21 protein-coding genes are annotated in these 18,983 nt (G+C 67.4%); 9 read left to right on the top strand and 12 right to left on the bottom strand.

Annotation, left to right across the window (positions count from 1 at the left end; genetic code table 11):
• Positions 1 to 78: 78 nt before the first annotated feature.
• Positions 79 to 1,017 (top strand): LysR family transcriptional regulator, encoded by a 939-nt coding sequence (locus tag KHO22_RS10055; protein WP_211946987.1) that lies wholly within the window; start codon positions 79 to 81, stop codon positions 1,015 to 1,017.
• A 98-nt stretch (positions 1,018 to 1,115) separates the two neighbouring features.
• On the top strand, positions 1,116 to 1,763 hold the full coding sequence (locus tag KHO22_RS10050) for a dihydrofolate reductase family protein (RefSeq protein ID WP_211946986.1): 648 nt from the start codon (positions 1,116 to 1,118) through the stop codon (positions 1,761 to 1,763).
• 7 nt (positions 1,764 to 1,770) lie between these two features.
• On the opposite strand, the gene KHO22_RS10045 is transcribed toward KHO22_RS10050, so the two are convergent.
• The 4 genes from KHO22_RS10045 to KHO22_RS10030 form a co-directional block, all read right to left on the bottom strand.
• Positions 1,771 to 2,691, bottom strand: coding sequence for a BMP family protein (locus KHO22_RS10045; protein WP_211946985.1), 921 nt, complete (start codon positions 2,689 to 2,691; stop codon positions 1,771 to 1,773).
• Positions 2,688 to 3,680, bottom strand: a complete 993-nt coding sequence (locus tag KHO22_RS10040) for a Bug family tripartite tricarboxylate transporter substrate binding protein (protein WP_211946984.1) — start codon at positions 3,678 to 3,680, stop codon at positions 2,688 to 2,690. The genes KHO22_RS10045 and KHO22_RS10040 overlap by 4 nt, the downstream gene beginning before the upstream one ends.
• A gap of 17 nt (positions 3,681 to 3,697) precedes the next feature.
• Entirely contained in the window at positions 3,698 to 4,789 is a 1,092-nt protein-coding gene (locus KHO22_RS10035) for a porin (RefSeq protein WP_211946983.1), read from the bottom strand.
• A gap of 274 nt (positions 4,790 to 5,063) precedes the next feature.
• Entirely contained in the window at positions 5,064 to 5,591 is a 528-nt protein-coding gene (locus KHO22_RS10030) for a winged helix-turn-helix transcriptional regulator (RefSeq protein WP_211946982.1), read from the bottom strand.
• 173 nt (positions 5,592 to 5,764) lie between these two features.
• On the opposite strand from KHO22_RS10030, the gene KHO22_RS10025 reads away from it, so the two are divergent.
• From KHO22_RS10025 to KHO22_RS10010, 4 genes are all read left to right on the top strand, one after another.
• Positions 5,765 to 6,103, top strand: a complete 339-nt coding sequence (locus KHO22_RS10025; protein ID WP_211946981.1) for an ArsR/SmtB family transcription factor — start codon at positions 5,765 to 5,767, stop codon at positions 6,101 to 6,103.
• Positions 6,097 to 6,531, top strand: a complete 435-nt coding sequence (locus tag KHO22_RS10020; RefSeq protein ID WP_211946980.1) for a YeeE/YedE family protein — start codon at positions 6,097 to 6,099, stop codon at positions 6,529 to 6,531. The genes KHO22_RS10025 and KHO22_RS10020 overlap by 7 nt, the downstream gene beginning before the upstream one ends.
• A 1-nt stretch (position 6,532) precedes the next feature.
• On the top strand, positions 6,533 to 6,964 hold the full coding sequence (locus KHO22_RS10015; RefSeq protein ID WP_211946979.1) for a YeeE/YedE family protein: 432 nt from the start codon (positions 6,533 to 6,535) through the stop codon (positions 6,962 to 6,964).
• A 163-nt stretch (positions 6,965 to 7,127) separates the two neighbouring features.
• Positions 7,128 to 7,331 (top strand): YgaP family membrane protein, encoded by a 204-nt coding sequence (locus KHO22_RS10010; RefSeq protein WP_211946978.1) that lies wholly within the window; start codon positions 7,128 to 7,130, stop codon positions 7,329 to 7,331.
• Between the two features lie 127 nt (positions 7,332 to 7,458).
• Here KHO22_RS10010 and glmS read toward each other — a convergent pair whose 3' ends face one another.
• Together glmS and glmU are read right to left on the bottom strand one after the other, a co-directional pair.
• Positions 7,459 to 9,297 carry a glutamine--fructose-6-phosphate transaminase (isomerizing) gene (gene glmS / locus KHO22_RS10005; RefSeq protein WP_211946977.1) on the bottom strand — a complete coding sequence of 613 codons (1,839 nt, stop codon included), beginning with the start codon at positions 9,295 to 9,297 and terminating at the stop codon, positions 7,459 to 7,461.
• A gap of 142 nt (positions 9,298 to 9,439) precedes the next feature.
• On the bottom strand, positions 9,440 to 10,804 hold the full coding sequence (gene glmU / locus KHO22_RS10000; protein ID WP_211946976.1) for a bifunctional UDP-N-acetylglucosamine diphosphorylase/glucosamine-1-phosphate N-acetyltransferase GlmU: 1,365 nt from the start codon (positions 10,802 to 10,804) through the stop codon (positions 9,440 to 9,442).
• A gap of 185 nt (positions 10,805 to 10,989) precedes the next feature.
• Between glmU and KHO22_RS09995 the strand changes: the two genes are divergently transcribed.
• Entirely contained in the window at positions 10,990 to 11,922 is a 933-nt protein-coding gene (locus KHO22_RS09995; protein WP_230426819.1) for a DUF6279 family lipoprotein, read from the top strand.
• Between the two features lie 69 nt (positions 11,923 to 11,991).
• Here KHO22_RS09995 and ttcA read toward each other — a convergent pair whose 3' ends face one another.
• The 3 genes from ttcA to KHO22_RS09980 form a co-directional block, all read right to left on the bottom strand.
• Positions 11,992 to 12,936 carry a tRNA 2-thiocytidine(32) synthetase TtcA gene (gene ttcA / locus KHO22_RS09990; protein ID WP_211946975.1) on the bottom strand — a complete coding sequence of 315 codons (945 nt, stop codon included), beginning with the start codon at positions 12,934 to 12,936 and terminating at the stop codon, positions 11,992 to 11,994.
• A 79-nt stretch (positions 12,937 to 13,015) separates the two neighbouring features.
• Positions 13,016 to 13,417, bottom strand: a complete 402-nt coding sequence (locus KHO22_RS09985) for a dihydroneopterin aldolase (RefSeq protein ID WP_211946974.1) — start codon at positions 13,415 to 13,417, stop codon at positions 13,016 to 13,018.
• Between the two features lie 75 nt (positions 13,418 to 13,492).
• Positions 13,493 to 14,317 carry an SDR family oxidoreductase gene (locus KHO22_RS09980; protein WP_211946973.1) on the bottom strand — a complete coding sequence of 275 codons (825 nt, stop codon included), beginning with the start codon at positions 14,315 to 14,317 and terminating at the stop codon, positions 13,493 to 13,495.
• Positions 14,318 to 14,332: 15 nt separating this feature from the next.
• Here KHO22_RS09980 and KHO22_RS09975 point away from each other — a divergent pair, with 15 nt between their 5' ends.
• Complete coding sequence (locus KHO22_RS09975) at positions 14,333 to 15,535, top strand: class I SAM-dependent methyltransferase (RefSeq protein WP_211946972.1); 1,203 nt, start codon at positions 14,333 to 14,335, stop codon at positions 15,533 to 15,535.
• Between the two features lie 12 nt (positions 15,536 to 15,547).
• The gene (locus KHO22_RS09970) at positions 15,548 to 15,742 is read left to right on the top strand and encodes a DUF2905 domain-containing protein (RefSeq protein ID WP_211946971.1); all 195 of its coding nucleotides are present in this window, start codon (positions 15,548 to 15,550) and stop codon (positions 15,740 to 15,742) included.
• On the opposite strand, the gene KHO22_RS09965 is transcribed toward KHO22_RS09970, so the two are convergent.
• The 3 genes from KHO22_RS09965 to KHO22_RS09955 form a co-directional block, all read right to left on the bottom strand.
• Positions 15,719 to 16,966, bottom strand: coding sequence for a multifunctional CCA addition/repair protein (locus KHO22_RS09965; RefSeq protein WP_211946970.1), 1,248 nt, complete (start codon positions 16,964 to 16,966; stop codon positions 15,719 to 15,721). The two genes, KHO22_RS09970 and KHO22_RS09965, sit on opposite strands and share 24 nt — an antisense overlap.
• A 37-nt stretch (positions 16,967 to 17,003) precedes the next feature.
• Entirely contained in the window at positions 17,004 to 17,693 is a 690-nt protein-coding gene (locus KHO22_RS09960; protein WP_211946969.1) for a glutathione S-transferase family protein, read from the bottom strand.
• A 211-nt stretch (positions 17,694 to 17,904) separates the two neighbouring features.
• Positions 17,905 to 18,927 carry a complex I NDUFA9 subunit family protein gene (locus KHO22_RS09955; RefSeq protein WP_211946968.1) on the bottom strand — a complete coding sequence of 341 codons (1,023 nt, stop codon included), beginning with the start codon at positions 18,925 to 18,927 and terminating at the stop codon, positions 17,905 to 17,907.
• Between the last annotated feature and the right edge of the window lie 56 nt (positions 18,928 to 18,983).

Genomic DNA, 18,983 nt, shown 5'->3' with positions numbered 1-18,983 from the left:
CTGGAGACAAGCTACCCGGCTTGAGAAAATACGTCCAATGCAATATTTTTCATATTTCCATGCATAAAGACTGAATTCATGAGCCTGCGCCAGCTCCATCATTTCGTCACGCTGATCGAGCAAGGCAGCTTCGCGCGCGCGGCCGATGCACTGCACCTGTCGCAGCCGGCGCTGACGCGCAGCATCCAGACGCTCGAAGGCGACCTGGGCCCGCTGGTCGATCGCGGCTACGGCAAGGCCCGGCCGACAGCGGCGGGCACGATCGTGCTCGAACGCGCGCGGCGCATGCTGCGTGAGGGCCGCGAACTCAGGCGCGACCTGCAGATGCTGCAGGACGTCGAGATCGGCGAGATCCGCATCGGCTTCGGGCCGTTCGCGGCCTCGTTCCTGCTGGAGCCGGTGCTCGCGGCGCTGGTCGCGCGCCACCCTGCGCTGCGCATCGACCTGGAAACCGCCGACACGCTCACCATGCTGAAGTCGCTGGAAGCGGAGCGGCTTGATGTCTTCGTCGGCGAGAGCCAGAGCCTGGCGCAACTGCCTCACCTCAAGATCGAGCGCTTGCCCCCGCTGCAGACGGCATTCTTCGTGCGCGGCACGCACCCGCTTGCGCGCCGCCGCGCCGTCAGCCTGGCCGCGCTGACCGAATACCCGGTGGCGGGGCCGCGCCTGCCCGCCAGCGTCAGCGAGTTCTTCAACCGCAGGCTCGCCGAAGACCAGGGCAATACGCATGGCGCGCCCTGCAGCGTGCTGACCGTCACGTGCGATGACATGCATGCGCTGCGCACGCTGATGCTGTCCACCGACGCCGTGGTGCTGGTGCCGCGTGCGATGATGGCAGGCCTGCAGGCGGACCGGCAGGCGGTGGCACTGCCGCTGCGGCCGGCCACGGACCTGCGCGCCCCCTATGGCGTGGTGTCGCTTGCCGGCCACTCGTTGTCGCCGGCCGCACGGGCCTTCGTGACGCTCGTGCATGAAGTGCTGGACGGACACCCCGCGTTGCGCCGCGGCGCGCGCTAGCCACAAGTCGCGACCGCCGCCTTTCAGGCAATCCGCCACCCGCGCGGCGATGCCCATGTATGCTTTGGGATCGGATTCCTGCTGAAGGAGGATTGCCAATGTCCAGACTCAAAGTGAATGGCTTCGCGCTGTCGCTTGATGGCTATGGTGCGGGCCCGGACCAGAGCCTCGCCAGTCCGCTCGGCGTCGGCGGCGAGGCACTGCACGAATGGTCCTTCGCCACGCGCCGCTTCCAGTCCATGTTCGGCGGCGAGGGCGGCAGCACCGGTATCGACAACGATTTTGTCGAGCGCGGTTTCGACAATGTGGGCGCCTGGATCCTCGGCCGCAACATGTTCGGCCCGGTGCGCGGACCGTGGCCCGACGAGAACTGGAAAGGCTGGTGGGGCGACAACCCGCCCTATCACGTGCCGGTGTTCGTGCTGACGCACTACGCGCGGCCCTCCATCGAGATGGACGGCGGCACGACTTTCCACTTCGTCACGGATGGCATCCACGCGGCACTCGCGCGCGCGCGCGAAGCCGCGCAGGGACGCGATGTGCGGCTGGGCGGCGGCGTGGCGACGATCCGTCAGTACCTGCAGGCCGGCCTGGTCGACGAAATGCACCTCGCCATCGTGCCAAAGCTGCTCGGCGGCGGCGAGGCGCTGCTTGCGGGCCTGGACCTGCCCGCGCTGGGCTATGCATGCCGCGAGCACGTGAGCACGCCCGCCGTGCTGCATGTCGTGCTGGCGAAGCGGGTGTAGCGCGGGGTCAGGCAGCCACGGGGAATTCCTCGCCTTCGTATTGCAGTCCCGGCCGCACGGTACCGTCGATCAGCTTGCTGCCCCACGCCTCGACCTGCGCGCGCGCGGCGTGCCCGACGTCTCGCGCCAGTGCAAGCCTGACCACGTCGCGCTCGGCCAATCCGAAGGTCACCGCGCCGCCGAACGGCACGGCATCGCGGCGGAAGTCCGCGATCGCGCGCTCGACGCAGCGGCCGCTGTCGGCAATGGCGGAGGCGAGGAACACGTCCGGCGCGCGCACCGTCCAGTCGAGCACATTGCCGATTTGCCGGATGCCCAGTTCACGGCATGCCGCAATGGCGCCGTCGCGCCCGCCGTCGATCATGGCAAAGATGACATCGGCGCCGGCACGTTGCTGGGCGGCGAAGGTGTCGAACGCGCGGCGTGGATCATGCTGGCTGCCGCAGAACGTGGTCAGTGCGCGCACGCCGGTCTCGGCAGACCGTACGCCATCGAGGAAGGCCGCACGTCCCTTCAGCCCCGGTGGCACCTTTTCGCCGGACATGTGGCCCACCACGCCGGTTTGCGACACGTGCGCGGCCAGCACGCCGGCGAGGAACGCTGACTGTTCCTGCAGCGCGTCGTACGTCGCCACGTTCTGCGCGCGCACACTGCCCTGCGTGACGACGAAGCGCTGGCGAGCGAAGCGTTGCGCCGCGATCGAGACCGGGTAGTCGCCCTGCCCGCCATGCGCGACGATCAGGTCGGCGCCGCGCTCGCACAGCGCCAGCAGTGCGATTGCGCGTGCCTCCGGAGCGGGATCGGCGATCCACGTCACTGTCACGCCGTGACCCGCATCGCGCGCGCGCCCGGCGCCGGCATTGCCGGCCTCGTTGAAGCTGCCGCGGCCTTCCGGCCCGAACAATACGACTTCGATGCGTGCGCTCACGACAGACTCGCTCCGGTGGCACGCACCACGGGCTCCCAGGCGCGGGCCTGGCCGCGCACGTAGTCCGCGAATTGCGCCGGCGTGCGTTCCGCGAGCACGAAGCCCTGTGCCTCGAGACGGGTGCGGATGTCGCGCGTACGCAGGATCTCCTGCAGATGATGGTGCAGCGTATTCATGATCGGTTCAGGAAGATGGGCCGGTGCCGAGACACCGACGAAGTTTTCGGCCAGCAGGCCGGGAAAGCGCAGTTCGGCCACCGTCGGCAGGTCGGCCGCCTGCGGCACGCGACGCGCCGAGGTCACGGCGAGCAGCCGCACGCTGCCGGCCTGCTGCAGCGGCAGCATGGCCGGCAGCGCGTCGACGGCAAACGGCAGGCGCCCGCCGAGCAGGTCGGCACGCATCGGGCCGGCGCCCTTGTACGGGATATGGGTCAGGCGCAGCGCAGCCTGCTGCCCGAACAGCTCGCCGACGATATGGGCGACCGATGCGGCGCCGGCACTGCCGAACGCCACCGGTTCAGGCTGTGCACGGACCCAGGCGGCCAGCCCCGCCAGCGATTGCACGGGGTTCGACGGATGCACGGCGAACACCACCGGCACCGCGCCGATGTAGTGCACATGCGTGAAGCCCTCCATGGGGTCATAGCTGCGCGGCTGCAGCAGGAATGGTGAGATGCTGAGCGCCGCGGAATTCGACATCAGCAGCGTATAGCCGTCGTTGCGCGCGCCCGCGACGGCCGCGGCGCCGATGGTCGAGCCGGCGCCGGGCCGGTTGTCGGTCACCACGGGCTGGCCAAGGCGCTCCTGCAGCAACGGCGCCAGCAGCCGGGCCACGATATCGCTGGAGCCGCCGGGCGGAAACGTGACCACCAGCCGGATGGGCCGCTGCGGCCAGGCGGGCGTAGCCGTGGACGCGCGTACGTTGGCCGGCAGCAAGGCGCTGGCCGGAGCCGCCATGGCCGCGCCAAGGAGCTGTCTGCGGGAGATCATTCGGAATGCTCCCTCGCTCAGAACCGGTGGCGCAGGCCCACGCCGCCGCCGAACTTGCTGCCGCGCACGCCCATGAAAGCGGGCAGCGCATAGGCGCCGCTCACGCGGTTGAAATCGGTCTCGGCATAGACACCGGTGCGCCGCGACAGGGCGTATTCCGCCACCGCCGCGACCATCAGGCGATGCCCGGAGGCGGAAGTCTGCCGGTCATAGTGCGATGCCAGCGAGACCGTCAGCGCGCGCGCAGCCTGCACGCTGATGCCGCCCGTGAAGACGTGGTTGTGCGTCGGGCTCAGATGGAAGCGGTTGTCGAGATAGCCGGCCGCCAGCTTCACGCGGCCGGCCTGGTAGCTGCCGCCTGCGCCCCAGATGGTGCGGGCCTCGTCGGTGGTCAGCGCATTGGTGCGCTGGAGAAAGGTGCCGACGTCGATGCGCTGATCCGCATAGGCCAGTGCAACCCCGCGGCTGCTGCTGGCCGACGGGTTACCTGGCACCTCGCCGAAGCTGTAGTGCGCGGCTGCCGAAACACCGCCCCAGTTGCCCGTGTACTTGGCCATATTGTCCTGGCGCGGCCCGGTGTAGCCGTTGAGGATGGCGACCGCCTCAAGGTTCGGATGGCCATATGGCTGGAAGCGGAAAGTGGCGTCATAGGCGGTAGTGAATTGCCGCCCGAATGTCAGCGTGCCTGTGGTGTTGTGCTGCAAGCCCACGTAGGCCTGGCGGCCGAACAGGCGCCCGGCGCCACCCGTACCGGTCTGGGCATAGTTCGCGGTGGCGGTGCCTTGCGCCGATACGCCCGTGGCCAGGTCGTAACCGCTTTCGAGATTGAACAGCGCATTCCATCCGCCGCCAAGCGCCTCGTTGCCGCGCATGCCCCAGCGCGAGCCGCTGAAATACCCTTCGCCAAGCTCCGCCAGTCCTTTGTCGCCGCGGTTGTTGCTGGAGTACCGCACCATGGTGTCGACCAGGCCATACAGCGCGACGGATTGCGCCCATGCCGGTGTCGTTGCTGCCGAGGCTGCCGTACCAATCAGGCCGGCAACCGTCCATGAGGTGCTGCGGCGCCTGCCACCCTGGACGTCCTTGTGTCGTTGTTTGCGTTCGAGCATTTTTTTGCATACAAAATGTGAGCGCAAAATTTAACGCGAGAGTGCTTGGCAGCATACGAATCTGTCAGCATGACGTCATGCGGATTTTGGGGATGTGCGGGTTTCGCCCGTGCACATCGGTCAGCCTGTTCGAAGTGATCGAAGAAGACCGCCAGCCGCTGGCCGCGCGCGACCAGCAGGCGCGCGTGAGCACTGACAACGCACATGCCGCGGTGCCGGCATTCCGCGCGCTCGGCGGCGGCGGTAAGCGTCAGGAGAGCGGCGGCTCGCCGCGTCAGTCGGTCTCGGCCGGCTCGGCGACGGGCAGCGACGACAAGTATGCGGCTGCATCCGCCAGGCGCGTGCGCACGCCTTCGCCGGCTGCCGGCCCGGGGGCGATCGCAAAGCGCGCCAGGTCCACCGGCGCGCCGCTGGCGGCATCGACCAGCACCGGCTCGATCGGCTGCCCGGTGGCCTTGTCGACAAGCTGCACGCTCGCGCCTTCGGGCGCGAAGTGCTTGTTGCCCCAGGCGAGCATCGACAGCATCACGGGCAGGAAATCGCGCCCGACGTCGGTCAGCACGTATTCGTAGCGCGGCGGTCGCTCCGAATACTGGCGCCGTTCGAGCAAGCCCTCTTCCACGAGCCCGTTCAGGCGGCGCGTGAGCATGTTCGGCGCGATGTCGAGGTTCTTCTGGAACGCGTCGAAGCGCGTCGAGCCGTAGAACGCCTCGCGCAGGATCAGGATGCTCCACCACTCCCCGACCCGCTCAAGGCTGCGCGCGATCGGGCATTGCATGTCCCGGAAGGTCTTTCTTTGCATGATGCTGAGGTCGCTGAAGGGCAGGCAGCTGCCCTGGTGCATCCCATCCTACTGCCGCTACTTTAATCATGCAAGCGACTACCCCATGCAGGGCCTGCCCAGGATGCGATTCAGTCTGTTCAGCTACACTATATATTTTTATATAATATAAGAACAATAACTGTAGCCGCCCTATGAACCCGCCCCATCCCGACATCGACCTCGGCATCATGCAGGCCGCCGCGACCGAGGCCTGTGCCTTGCTCAAGGTGCTGGCCAATCCGGATCGCCTGCTGTTGATGTGCCGCTTGTCGCAGGGCGAATTGCCCGTCGGCGAACTGGAGGAGCAGCTCGGCATCCGGCAGCCGACGCTGTCCCAGCAACTTGGCGTGCTGCGCGAGAACGGGCTGGTGGCCACTCGCCGCGACGGCAAGAACATCTACTACGCCGTGGCGAGCGCCCGGGCACTTGCCGTCATGTCCGTCCTCTATGAACAGTTCTGTGCCAATCCCGACCAGGAGCCGACATGCTGATTGACCTTGCCAGCTTCACGCCCGGCCTGTCGCTGGCCGGCGGACTCATCATCGGTGCGGCGGCAACCGTGCTGGTGCTCTTCAATGGCCGCATCGCGGGCATCAGCGGCATCCTTGGTGGCCTGCTCAGCCTGCCTCGCCACGACATGGCATGGCGCCTGGCCTTCGTGGCCGGCCTGGTCGCCGCCCCGGTACTGGCGAGCCTGCTGGGCAAGCCGGCCGTTGCGGACATTCAGGCGGGCTGGGGCGAGATCATGGTCGCCGGCTTCCTCGTCGGCCTCGGCACCCGCTATGCCAGCGGCTGTACCAGCGGCCACGGCGTGTGCGGCCTCTCGCGCGGCTCCATCCGCTCGCTGGTGGCGACGGTGACCTTCATGGCGGCAGGATTCCTGACCGTCTTCGTGCAACGGCACCTGATCGGAGGCTGACATGACCGCCATTACCGCATGGCTTGCAGGCCTGCTCTTCGGCGTTGGCCTGATGGTTTCCGGCATGGCCAATCCGGCCAAGGTGCTCGGCTTTCTGGACCTGGCGGGAAGCTGGGACCCGTCCCTGGCCTTTGTGATGGCGGGTGCAATCGCCATCGGCTCGATCGCCTTCCTGATCGCCCGTCGCCGCAAGCGCTCCTTGCTCGGGCTGCCCATGCAGTTGCCGGCCGGCGCGGCCGTGACACTGCGCCTGGTGCTTGGCAGCGCGGCTTTTGGCACAGGCTGGGGACTGGCCGGCTTTTGTCCGGGCCCGGCGCTGGTGGCGCTTGGGGCGGGCTATCCGAAGGCCGTTGGCTTTGTGGCCGCCATGGTGGCGGGGATGGCGGTGTTCGAGATCGTCGAGAGGACAACATCCAGCATGCGGCGGGCCTGAGCGCGCCCTGACCTTGCCTGGCGATTGCGCCAGATCAAGAGCCGATGGCCGGCAAGGGACGATAGTGGTTCAGCAACCTCCGCCTCACGCTGCAATCGCGCGAGGCGGTGGAAACGTCCCGCATCCCCCCCACCTCCGATCTCACATTGGCCAGGAGCCTGCCATGCAAGCAAATGTTGGAACCGTCGATCGAGTTCTCCGGATTGTCATTGGCCTGGCCTTGATTGTCCTGGCCGCAACCGGGACCATAGGTGCCTGGGGATGGATTGGCATCCTGCCGCTCGTGACGGGCATCGCGCGCGTCTGCCCCGCCTACAGCCTTCTGGGCGTGAAGACATGTCCTGCATCCCGGCCCGACTCCAGGTAGGTTCGCGTCGGCTGGCCTTCGGGAAATCTCGAAAGTCCCGTATACAAAACGACAGGGGCCCCACGCAAGCGGGGCCCCTCATCATTTCCCGCAACTTCCTGCTGTGCTGGAAGCACGCTGTCCCGGCTTACTCCACGGTCACCGACTTCGCCAGGTTGCGCGGCTTGTCCACGTCCGTGCCGCGCGCGCATGCCGTGTGATACGCCAGCAGCTGCAACGGCACCACGTGCAGGATCGGCGACAGATCGCCATAGTGCTCGGGCAGGCGAATCACCTGGATGCCATCCGTCGACTGGATATGCGTGTCGCTGTCGGCGAACACATACAGGCGCCCGCCGCGCGCGCGGACTTCCTGGATGTTGGACTTGAGCTTTTCCAGCAGCGCGTCGTTCGGGGCGACGGTCACCACCGGCATGGCCTCGGTCACAAGCGCGAGCGGACCGTGCTTGAGTTCGCCGGCGGGATAGGCCTCTGCGTGGATGTACGAGATTTCCTTGAGCTTGAGCGCACCTTCGAGCGCGATCGGGTAGTGCTTGCCGCGCCCCAGGAACAGCGCGTTCTCGCGGCGTGCGAACTCTTCCGACCAGGCGATGATCTGCGGCTCGAGCGCCAGCACGCCATGCAGCGCGGCGGGCAGGTGGCGCAGGTTGGCCATGTCCTTCGCCTCGGCTTCTTCCGACAGGAAGCCGCGCACCTTGGCCAGCGCCAGCGTCAGCATGTACAGCGCGGCGAGTTGCGTGGTGAAGGCCTTGGTCGACGCCACGCCGATCTCGGTCCCGGCGCGCGTGAGGAAGCGCATCTCGGTCTCGCGCACCATGGCGCTGGTGGCCACGTTGCAGATCGACAGCGTGTGGGTATGGCCCAGCGCGCGCGCGTGGCGCAGCGCGGCCATGGTATCGGCGGTCTCGCCGGACTGCGAGATCACCACCACCAGCGCGCGCGGATTCGGCACGGTCTCGCGGTAGCGGTATTCGCTGGCCACTTCGACCTGCGTCGGGATCTTGGCAACGCTTTCGAGCCAGTACTTGGCCGTGCAGCCCGAGTAGTAGCTGGTGCCGCAGGCCAGGATCAGCACGCTGTCGACCTCGGGGAAGACCTCGGCCGCCCGATCGCCGAACAGTGCCGGCGAAATGCCCTCGATGCCCTCGAGCGTGTCGCCCAGCGCACGCGGCTGCTCGAAGATTTCCTTCTGCATGAAGTGGCGGTACGGGCCCAGATCCACCGTGGCGGCGTGCGCCTCGACCACGCGTACCTCGCGCTCGACCGGATGATCCTGGCCGTCGCGAATGGTCGCGCCTTCACGCGTGACTTCCACCACATCGCCCTCTTCCAGGTAGATGATGCGGTTGGCGGTGCCGGCCACGGCCAGCGCGTCGGAGGCCAGGAAAGCCTCGTTGTCGCCGAGCGCCACCACCAGCGGCGAGCCGGCGCGCGCGCCGACCACGCGCTCGGGCTGGTCCTTGGCGAACACCGCGATTGCGTAGGCGCCGTGCAGGCGCTTGGTCACGGCCCGCACCGACGCAAACAGGTCACCGCGCGTAGCACTGCTCGGATAGCTGTAGGCCTGGTGGATCAGGTGGGCCACGACCTCGGTGTCGGTCTGCGACTCGAAGCCATAGCCAACCGCGCGCAGTTCCTCGCGCAGCGGCTCGTAGTTCTCGATGATGCCGTTGTGCACCAGCGCGATGGTCTCGCCGGACAGGTGCGGGTGGGCGTTGACGGTGTCGGGCTTGCCATGCGTGGCCCAGCGCGTGTGCGCCACGCCGGTGGTGCCGGCCAGGCCCGAAGCCTGTGTCTGGGCATCCAGGTCCGCCACACGCGACACCGTGCGCGCGCGCTCGACAGAAGCATCGCGCACCACGGCAACGCCGCAGGAGTCATAGCCGCGGTACTCAAGGCGGCGCAGGCCTTCGATCAGGACCGGAACGATATTGCGCGTGGAAACCGCGCCGACGATGCCACACATGCTGTACCCCCGTGGTGGGCGCCAACACCGGCGCCCTATTGCAATGACGGCGACGGCCGTTGCGCCGCGCCGGTACGGCCGCAACCGCTGCGGCCGCCGTATTGTGTTGCCCGATGGCCACCGCGCGCGGCGGCCGCACTGCTTACTGCTTCGGCTGCTTGACCGGACGCTGCCAGGCGGCGACGGTCATCTGCTTGGCGCGCGACAGCGTCAGCTTGTCGGCCGGCGCTTCCTTGGTCAGCGTGGTGCCCGCACCGATGGTCGCGCCGCGGCGCACCGTCACCGGCGCCACCAGCTGCGTATCGGAGCCGATAAAGACATCATCCTCGATCACCGTGCGGAACTTGTTCGCACCGTCATAGTTGCAGGTGATGGTGCCAGCGCCAATATTCACGCGCGAGCCGACCGTGGCGTCGCCCACATAGGCCAGGTGGTTGGCCTTGCTGTGCGCCGCGACCTGCGAGTTCTTCACTTCGACGAAGTTGCCGATATGCACATCCTCGCCCAGCTCGGTGCCCGGGCGCAGCCGCGCGTAAGGGCCGATGCGGCCATCCGCGCCGATCTTCGCGCTGTCGATATGGCAGAACGGCTGCACCTGCGCGCCGGCATCGATGGTGGCATTGCGGATCACGCAATTGGCGCCGATCTGCACGCCGTCGCCCAGATGCACGCGGCCCTCGAATACGCAGCCGACATCGATGCTGACATCGCGCCCGCAGGTCAGCTCGCCGCGCACGTCGATGCGTGCCGGGTCAGCCAGCGTCACGCCGGCTTCGAGCAGGCGCTGGGCCTGGTTGCGCTGGTGGATGCGCTCCACTTCGGCAAGCTGGACCTTGCTGTTGACGCCAAGCGTTTCCCACAGCGCCGCGGGCTGGGCAGAGACGATCTCGACGCCTTCGGCCGCAGCGCGCTCGACGGTGTCGGTCAGGTAGTACTCGCCCTGGGCGTTGTCGTTGCGCAGCGTGGACAGCCATCGGCGCAGGTGGCCGGTCGGACACACGATGATGCCGGTATTGATCTCGCGAATCGCGCGGACGGCCTCGCTGGCATCCTTCTGCTCGACGATCCGGACGATACTGCCCGCGGCATCGCGCACGATACGGCCGTAGCCGGTCGGGTCCGGCATCTCGACTGTCAGCACGCCGAACCGGCTATTGCCGGCTTCTTCGACCAGTGACTTCAGCGTCGCCGCCGTGGTCAGCGGCACGTCGCCGTAGAGAACCAATGTGGGCTGGCTGTCGTCCAACTGGGGAAGTGCCTGCATCACCGCATGTCCGGTGCCCAGCTGCTGGGCCTGTTCGGCGAAGGTGACGTCATCGGCGGCCACGGCTGTGCGCACATGCCCGGCACCATGGCCGACCACGACCACCAGCCGCGAAGGTGATAGCGTACGTGCCGTATCGATGACATGCGCGAGCATGGGACGCCCGGCGACGGGATGCAGGACCTTGGGCAAATCGGAATGCATCCGCTTGCCCATGCCCGCGGCGAGAATGACGATATTCACAAGGAGACCCCTTGGCGCGTGTATCGGAAAATATATTCTTTAAAGCACCAGCCGGTCGTTCGACAACCGGCATTCGTGAGCCCGGCGGTGGTGGCTTTCGCCTTTCCTGGAGCCGCCAGAACCGTTGCCAGGACTGGGCTTGCGGGCGATCAGGCAACCCTGGCAAGATGCGCGGCGATTTTAACATGACGGTTTCTGCCCAATACGCCCCTGTTTCCGATTTTCACAATCGCTGGCTGCGTCGCATCCTGGCGATTTTCGCCGCGGCCGTCCTCTGCGGCTGTAGCGCGATGAAGACCGGCTACCAGCAGGGCGACCGCCTGGCCTATTGGTGGATCGACCACTATGTCGACGTCAGCGACGCGCAGGAGCCGCCCACGCGCGATGCCATCGCCCGCTTCTTCGCGTGGCACCGGCAGTCCCAGCTCCCCGAGATTTCGACGCTGCTGACCCAGGCCCGCGAACAGGTCCGGCAGCCGGTCAGCCCCTCGGCCATCGCGCAGTTCCAGGAATCGAGCCAGCGGCTGGCGCGCCAGTCGTTCAACCAGGCCATGCCGGACGTAGCGGATTTGCTGCTCACGCTGACCCCGGCGCAGATCGACCGCATCGAAAAGAAGTTTGATGAGAGCAACACCAAATACCGCAAGAAATACCTGAGCGGCAGTGCCGCGGACCGCGAATCGGCGCGCTTCGACAAGGTGATGGACTATGCGAAGCTGGTCTACGGAGGCTTCTCCAATGAGCAGGAAAAGGCCATCCATGCCGCCATGGGCCCGCTGATGCAGGGCGCCCAGGCGCGCTACGCGGAGCGGCTGCGCCGCCAGGAGGACTGGCTGGCGCTGGCGCGGCAGGTCCAGCAGACGCGTCCGCCCAAGGCGCAGGTCATCGAGCTGCTGCGCCGCTACGCCGACCACTGGCAGCACCCGCCCGGCGAGACTCGCGCCGCCAGCCACGACGCCAACAACCAGGCCGGCGTGGCGCTGGCCACGACCATTGCCAACCTCACCACGCCGAAACAGAAGGCGCATGCCGCGGAACGCTTCCAGAAATGGATCGACGACACGCACAGCCTGATGCACGAACGCCAGGGCCAGACTGCACAGGCGGCCAACCAGTAGCGACCGGCCGATGCCCCAGGCAAAACGCCCGCGTGACAACGCGGGCGTTTTTCACTGCGGCCGGCAGGATTACTCGGCGCTGGCCTGCTGCGCGGCCGCGGGCGCGGGCGCTTGCCCGGGGCGCTCGAAGCGCACGAACTCCATCCGGTTCTCGTCGCTGCTGCCCGCAAACACCAGTGGCTGCTGCGTGAAGGTGGTCTCGCCGAACAGCGAAGCCTCATCCACCTTGGCCAGGCCCGCGGCCAGCCCGGTGAACGGGAACAGCTCGGTATCGGCCAGGTGCGACGGCACCACGTTGCGCAGGGAGGCGAAGATGTTGTCGATACGGCCCGGGTTCTCGCGCTCCCAGCCTTGCAGCATTTCGCTGACCTTCTTGCGCTGCAGGTTTTCCTGCGAGCCGCACAGGTTGCACGGAATGATCGGGAATTCCATCGCGCGCGCATACGCGGCGATGTCCTTCTCCGAGCAGTACGCCAGCGGACGGATCACGACGTGCGCGCCGTCGTCCGTGGCCAGCTTCGGTGGCATGGCCTTCATCTTGCCGCCGAAGAACATGTTCAGGAAGAAGGTGTTGACGATGTCGTCGCGGTGGTGGCCCAGCGCAATCTTGTTGGCGCCAAGCTCCTTGGCCGTGCGGTAGATCACGCCGCGGCGCAGGCGCGAGCACAGCGAGCAGGTGGTCTTGCCCTCGGGCACCTTCTCCTTGACGATCGAGTAAGTGTCGGCCTCGACGATCACGTATTCCACGCCCAGCTTCTTCAGGTACTCCGGCAGCACGTGCTCGGGAAAGCCGGGCTGCTTCTGGTCCAGGTTCATCGCGATCAGCTTGAACTTGATGGGCGCGCGCTTTTGCAGCGCCATCAGGACCGACAGCATGGTGTACGAGTCCTTGCCGCCACTCATGCAGACCAGCACGGTGTCGCCGTCCTCGATCATGCCGAAGTCGCCGATGGCTTTGCCGGTTTGCGATTGCAGCCTCGTCTCGAGGCGGTAGAAGTTATTGGAGTGGCTCATGAGACATACCTGATCGTTGCGGCCGCCTGGATGAAATGGCCGGACGGCTCGGAAGGGCCAAGATTTTAACCGGGACGGATCAGTCCTGCTTGATGTGGAAGACTTCCACGCCCACCGAATCGCAGTCCGGGTAGACGTCCGGCTTTTCGGTGGAAACGCGCACGGCGCGCACCTTCGGGTGCTTGAGCATGGCGCGGGCCACGTCGTCGCACAGCGTTTCCTGCAGGTGCACGTGGCCCAGCGCCATGCGCTCGGCCACGGTGTTGCGCATGAAATCGTAGTCGACCACCTCTTCCAGCTTGTCGGCCTGCGGCGTGCTGGCGGCCAGCGGCACGAACAGGTCGATATTGATCAGCACGCGCTGCTCGCCCTTCTTCTCGAATTCGTGCACGCCGATATTGATCTGGACTTCGTAGTTGCGCAGGAACATGCGGCGGCAGTCTTGCAGGCTGGGGTGGGTAAGGGCGGCGAGCATGGTCATGGCAAGCGGGGAAAGGTAAATCGGGAAGGGGTAGGGCCTGCCGCGCCGGGGAAATGGCGCGTCAGGCTGGTCACGTCATTCGGTCAGGAACATCACGTCGCGCGACAGCGGCATCAGGTGCTGGCCACCGTCTACGTACAGCGTAGTCCCGGTCACGGCGTTCGCGCGCGCCAGGTAGGCCACGGCCTGGGCAATGTCCTCCGGGGTGGACGACTTGCCCAGCGGCGTCACACGGTGCGCACGGCGGAAGCTCTGCTCGGACTGCTCGCCCGACACCAGCGTGATGCCGGGCGCCACGCCCACCACGCGCAGGCGCGGCGCAAAGGCCTGCGCCAGCTGCACGGTGGCAGTCTGCAGCGCGGCCTTGGACAGCGTGTACGACAGGAAATCGGGGTTCAGGTTATCCAGCTTCTGGTCGAGCAGGTTGATCACCACGCCACGCGGCTCAGCCGCGCCGGCATCGGCGCTCAGTGCCTTGTACATCTCACGCGCCAGCAGCAGCGGCGCCGCCACGTTGGTGCGCATGTGCGTGTCCAGCGACGTGTACGAGAAGCTGGTCGCAACGTCGTACTGGAACAGCGAAGCATTGTTGACGAGGCAGGTCGGCACGCCAAGCTCGGCCGTGCAGGCGGCAATCAGCTGCGCGGTGGCGGCCTCGTCGGCCAGGTCGGCCTGCAGCACCGCGGCGCGGCGGCCGATGGCGCGGATCCGCTCGGCCAGCGCCTCGGCCTCGTCGCGCGAGCGGTGGCAGTGCACGGCCACGTCCCAGCCCTGTTCGGCCAGTTCCAGCGCCATGGCGCGGCCAAGCCGGCGCGCGCCGCCGGTGACGATGGCCACGCCGCGCGCCGCGGCTGCTTGCGTCTGGGCCGGCGCGCCGGCAGGTTGATTCGATTCGGGCATTGCTACAATCGAGGCATGCAGAAAGCCGTTAGTTTACCCCTTCCCCCCGCCGATGCGCTGGCCGCCTCCGACTCGCTGGCCACCCTGATCGGCGAAACCATCGATGCGGCAGGTGGCTGGATCGGCTTCGACCGCTACATGTCGCTGGCGCTCTACGCACCCGGGCTGGGCTACTACAGCGGCGGCGCCGCCAAGTTCGGGCGCGATGTGCGCGACGGCAGCGATTTCGTCACCGCGCCGGAGCTGAGCCCGTTCTTCGCCCGCACGCTGGCGCGCCAGTTCGTGCCGCTGCTGGCACAAGGCCTGCCGCGCATGCTCGAATTCGGCGCCGGCACCGGCCGCCTGGCGGCCGACCTGCTGCTGGCGCTGGAACAGGAAGGGCAACTTCCCGAGTCCTACTGCATCGTCGAACTGTCGGGCGAACTGCGCGCTCGCCAGCAGGACACGCTGACGCAGCGCGCGCCGCACCTGGCGACGCGCGTGCAATGGCTGGACACGCTGCCCGAGCGCTTCGAGGGCATCATCGTCGGCAACGAAGTGCTGGACGCGATGCCGGTGCGCCTGTTCGCGCGCACGGGCGGCCGCTGGCATGAACGTGGCGTGGCCCGCTCCGTCACGGGCGACGACAGCACTGCCGCGCATGCCTTCTCGTTCGAAGACCGCCTGATTCCCGCGCATAGCGTGCCCGATGCGCTGCGCGCCATGCCGGGCGACCATGACATCGTCACCGAAACCCATGCCGAGTCCGACGGCTTTGCGCGCGCGGTGGGCGCCATGCTGGCGCGCGGGGCCGCGTTCTTCATCGACTACGGCTTCCCGTCCGGCGAGTATTACCACCCGCAACGCGCCGGCGGCACGCTGATGTGCCACTACCGCCATCACGCGCATCCGGATCCGTTCCTGTACCCGGGCTTGCAGGACATCACGGCCCACGTCAATTTCAGTGGCATTGCCCATGCCGCCGTCGATGCCGGCCTGGCCGTGTCGGGCTACACCTCGCAGGCGCGCTTCCTGATGAATGCCGGCATCACCGACCTGCTGATGACGCTGGACCCGTCCGACACGCGCGCCTTCCTGCCCGCCGCCAATGCGGTGCAGAAGCTGCTGTCCGAAGCCGAGATGGGCGAGCTGTTCAAGGTGATCGCGCTGACCCGCGGCCTGGACGAGAGCGAACCGCTCGCCGGCTTTGCGCGCGGCGACCGCTGCCACACGCTCTGAGCCATTGCCGCCATGCTGCGCTGGACACTCACCATCTTCCTGTGCGTGATCGTGCTGTCGGCGGCCCTGCCCTGGCTGCAGAAGCTCGGCATCGGCCGGCTGCCCGGCGACGTGCGCTTCCGCCTGTTCGGGCGCGAATACATGCTGCCGTTCGCGTCGACGATCCTGCTGTCGCTGCTCGCGCTAGTGATCGGAAAACTGATCTAGGCGAGCCTGGACGGCCTGCACGCGAGCCGCGTGCACGCGTTCCCTGATCTGGCTGACGTCATCGGCCGACGCCCTGGCGATGGCACCGGCGTCGACGCCGGCGGCCGCCTCCAGCGCGGCCAGCAGCCACGCGCGCTGCGGGTAGGTATCCGACTCGAAGCCCTTGCGGCCGCGCTTGTCCGCCTCGCAGGCAAGCAATGTATCGGCAAAGCGGCCTGGCTTGCGCAACGCATCGCAGCGTTCGAGCAGTCGCGTAATCGCGGCAGCGCCGAATGCCATGGAGCGGTGGATATTGCCGTGCTCGCGCGCCACCACCACCGCCAGGTCGCGGCAGTCGTTGGGCACGCGCAGGCGCTTGCAGACCTCTTCGAGCAGCTCGACGCTGCGGCCTTCGTGGCCCAGATGGCGCGGCAGCACGTCTTCGGGCGTGGTCCCCTTGCCCAGGTCATGAACCAGCGCGGCGAAGCGCACGGCAAGCGGCATATGCATGGCGGCGGCGCAGTCGATCACCATCATCACGTGTACGCCGGTATCCACTTCCGGATGGTAGTCGGCACGTTGCGGTACGCCCCACAGCCGGTCCAGTTCGGGCAGCAGGCGCGCGAGCGCGCCGCACTGGCGCAGCACCTCGAACATGCGCGACGGCCGGGCCTCCATCAACCCGCGCGCGAGTTCCTGCCAGACGCGCTCGGCCACCAGCGCGTCGACCTCGCCGGCGTCCACCATCCTGCGCATCAGCGCCACCGTCTCGGGCGCAACGATGAACTCGTGGAAGCGCGCGGCAAAGCGCGCCACGCGCAGGATGCGCACCGGGTCTTCGGCAAACGCATCGGAGACATGGCGGAACTGCCGCGCGGCCAGGTCGCGCTGGCCACCGTGCGGATCGATGACGGGACCAACCAGGTTGCCGTCGGCATCCACCGCGCGAGCCATCGCGTTGATGGTCAGGTCGCGCCGGACCAGATCGTCATCGAGCGTGACATCGGGCTCGCAATAGAACGCAAAGCCCTTGTAGCCCATGGCGGTCTTGCGCTCGGTGCGCGCAAGCGCGTATTCCTCTTTCGTGCGCGGATGCAGGAAGACCGGGAAGTCCTTGCCGACCGGCTTGTAGCCGGCGGCTTCCATCTCGGCCGGGGTGGCGCCCACCACGACATAGTCCCGGTCCTGGCTGGGCTTGCCCAGCAGTTCGTCGCGGATGGCACCGCCGACGGCATACACCTGCATTGTCTTGCCTCGCTATGGCGCGCCGCCGATGCAGCGCTCAGTGGCCGATGATAATCGCATCGGTGCGGTCGGGCGCCAGGCGATACGGCTCGTCATCGGCCAGGAAATCACGTTCTTCATGTGCCCCGGCGATCCATTCCTGCATGGCCGGCAGCTCCAGCATGAAGTCCGCATAGGCCTTGGCCGCATCCGGCAGATGGATGCCGTACGTCGCGAACCGGCTCACCACCGGGGCGAAATACGCGTCGGCGATCGTAAAGGCCCCGAACAGGAACGGACCCGCATCGCCATGGCGCGCCCGCAGCTCGGTCCAGATCTGCGCGATCCGGTCCACGTCGCGCTGCACCGCCACGTTCCAGCCGCGGCCAGGCAGCACCGCGGTCACGTTCATCGGCAGCAGGTTGCGCAGGTTGGTGAAGCCGGCATGCATCTCGGCGCAGACCGAGCGCGCATAGGCACGCTCGGCGGGGCCTGCGGGCCAGAGCGCCTTCCCGGGGAAGCGCTCGGCCAGGTATTCGGCGATCGACAGCGTGTCCCACACCGAGATGTCGCCGTCCACCAGCACCGGCACCTTGCCGGCCGGCGAATACTGCGCGATCTCGGCGGCGAAGCTGCCGACGAACAGCCGCACCTGCACTTCTTCGAAATCAATGCCGGCATGGCGCATCAGCAGCCACGGGCGCAGCGACCAGGACGAGTAATTCTTGTTGCCGATGACGAGCTTCATCGCGGGATCCTTGAGGCGGGATAGGGAAAGGTCGCCGGACAGCATGAAGCGGCTTGCCCGGAAACCGGCGCGCCCGCATGCAGCGGGCATGCGCGCCGAACCAGTCATTCTGCCAGCGCCATGACCGGCCTCAAAGCGAAAAGCGCTCGCAACCGCTGTGAATCGCGGTCACAAGCGCCGGTTACAAGCGCCGGTCACAGCGCCAGCACACTCACCGATGCACGCTTGCCCGCATGACCGTGAGCTGCGCGTCGCGGTTGCGGCCGGACAGCACGTCGGTCATCACGGCTTCCAGTCCTACCGGATGCAGGCCAAGCTCGCCGGCCATGGGTTCGTGCAAGACGTTGTCGAGCTGCATCGAATCGAGGTTGTCGCGCGAGAGCAGCGTGTCGCCGGGCATGTGCTCCATGACCGTGGCCTGCACGCGCGCCAGCGCGTCGGGCAGCGCGATCACCGGGCGCGGGTGGCCGGACGCACGCCCGGCAAAGCGCACCAGCTCTTCCAGCGTGTACACCTGCGGCCCGCCCAGGTCATAGCCGCGGCCGATGGTCGCCGGCGTGACCATGGCGTTGACAATGGCCTGCACCACGTCCTGCACGTAGATGGGCTGGAAGCGCGCGTGCGCGCAGGCCAGCGGCACTACGGGGGCCATTTCCTGCAAGTGGGCGAACAGGTTGAGGAAGTGATCGTCCGGGCCGAACACTACGGAGGGCCGCAGGATAGTCCAGTCCAGGCCACTGCTGCGCACGATGCGTTCGCCGTCGCCCTTGCTGCGCAGGTACATCGACGGGCCATTGCTGTCGGCCCCGAGCGCGCTCATATGCAGCAGGCGCCGGACGCCCGTACTCAGGCACGAGGCGGCCACCTGCCTCACCATCTCCACATGGGCCGCGGCGAATTCGGGACCATAGGGGTCGCCGCGTTCGCCGTGCAGCACGCCGACCAGGTTGACGACGATGCCGTCCGTGCCGAGCGGCCCGATCGCATCGTCGAGCGCCGCGTTGTCGGCCAGCCCCAGTTCCGCCACCTCGACACGCGGCAGCAGCAGCAGGTGCTGCGCATGCTCCACGTTGCGGGTGCCGACCACGATGCGCTCGGGCGCGATGGGGGAATCAGGATTGGAGCCGGGCTCCAGCGGCGCGCCCGACGCCGAGGCAGCGCCGGCCAGCCGGGAAGCGAGATGGCTGCCGATAAAGCCGGCGCCGCCGACGATGAGGACATTGCTGGTCTGCATGGATGCCTCCGTGCGAAGGAAACGGCACGCGGCGGCAGGCCAGTCATGGCACGCGC

It is taken from the genome of Cupriavidus yeoncheonensis (genome assembly GCF_905397275.1).
GTDB classification, from domain to species: Bacteria; Pseudomonadota; Gammaproteobacteria; order Burkholderiales; family Burkholderiaceae; genus Cupriavidus; species Cupriavidus yeoncheonensis.
The sequence above is the reverse complement of the archived record's forward strand: the minus strand, read 5'-3'. Positions and strand labels throughout refer to the sequence as shown.

Bases quoted from the DNA above. Each gene is read 5' to 3' on its own strand.
- KHO22_RS10055 (WP_211946987.1), top strand. From the start codon at position 79: ATGAGCCTGCGCCAGCTCCATCATTTCGTCACGCTGATCGAGCAAGGC.
- KHO22_RS10050 (WP_211946986.1), top strand. From the start codon at position 1,116: ATGTCCAGACTCAAAGTGAATGGCTTCGCGCTGTCGCTTGATGGCTAT.
- KHO22_RS10040 (WP_211946984.1), bottom strand. From the start codon at position 3,680: ATGATCTCCCGCAGACAGCTCCTTGGCGCGGCCATGGCGGCTCCGGCC.
- KHO22_RS10035 (WP_211946983.1), bottom strand. From the start codon at position 4,789: ATGCTCGAACGCAAACAACGACACAAGGACGTCCAGGGTGGCAGGCGC.
- KHO22_RS10030 (WP_211946982.1), bottom strand. From the start codon at position 5,591: ATGCAAAGAAAGACCTTCCGGGACATGCAATGCCCGATCGCGCGCAGC.
- KHO22_RS10025 (WP_211946981.1), top strand. From the start codon at position 5,765: ATGAACCCGCCCCATCCCGACATCGACCTCGGCATCATGCAGGCCGCC.
- KHO22_RS10020 (WP_211946980.1), top strand. From the start codon at position 6,097: ATGCTGATTGACCTTGCCAGCTTCACGCCCGGCCTGTCGCTGGCCGGC.
- KHO22_RS10015 (WP_211946979.1), top strand. From the start codon at position 6,533: ATGACCGCCATTACCGCATGGCTTGCAGGCCTGCTCTTCGGCGTTGGC.
- KHO22_RS10010 (WP_211946978.1), top strand. From the start codon at position 7,128: ATGCAAGCAAATGTTGGAACCGTCGATCGAGTTCTCCGGATTGTCATT.
- glmS (WP_211946977.1), bottom strand. From the start codon at position 9,297: ATGTGTGGCATCGTCGGCGCGGTTTCCACGCGCAATATCGTTCCGGTC.
- KHO22_RS09995 (WP_230426819.1), top strand. From the start codon at position 10,990: ATGACGGTTTCTGCCCAATACGCCCCTGTTTCCGATTTTCACAATCGC.
- ttcA (WP_211946975.1), bottom strand. From the start codon at position 12,936: ATGAGCCACTCCAATAACTTCTACCGCCTCGAGACGAGGCTGCAATCG.
- KHO22_RS09985 (WP_211946974.1), bottom strand. From the start codon at position 13,417: ATGACCATGCTCGCCGCCCTTACCCACCCCAGCCTGCAAGACTGCCGC.
- KHO22_RS09980 (WP_211946973.1), bottom strand. From the start codon at position 14,317: ATGCCCGAATCGAATCAACCTGCCGGCGCGCCGGCCCAGACGCAAGCA.
- KHO22_RS09975 (WP_211946972.1), top strand. From the start codon at position 14,333: ATGCAGAAAGCCGTTAGTTTACCCCTTCCCCCCGCCGATGCGCTGGCC.
- KHO22_RS09970 (WP_211946971.1), top strand. From the start codon at position 15,548: ATGCTGCGCTGGACACTCACCATCTTCCTGTGCGTGATCGTGCTGTCG.
- KHO22_RS09965 (WP_211946970.1), bottom strand. From the start codon at position 16,966: ATGCAGGTGTATGCCGTCGGCGGTGCCATCCGCGACGAACTGCTGGGC.
- KHO22_RS09960 (WP_211946969.1), bottom strand. From the start codon at position 17,693: ATGAAGCTCGTCATCGGCAACAAGAATTACTCGTCCTGGTCGCTGCGC.
- KHO22_RS09955 (WP_211946968.1), bottom strand. From the start codon at position 18,927: ATGCAGACCAGCAATGTCCTCATCGTCGGCGGCGCCGGCTTTATCGGC.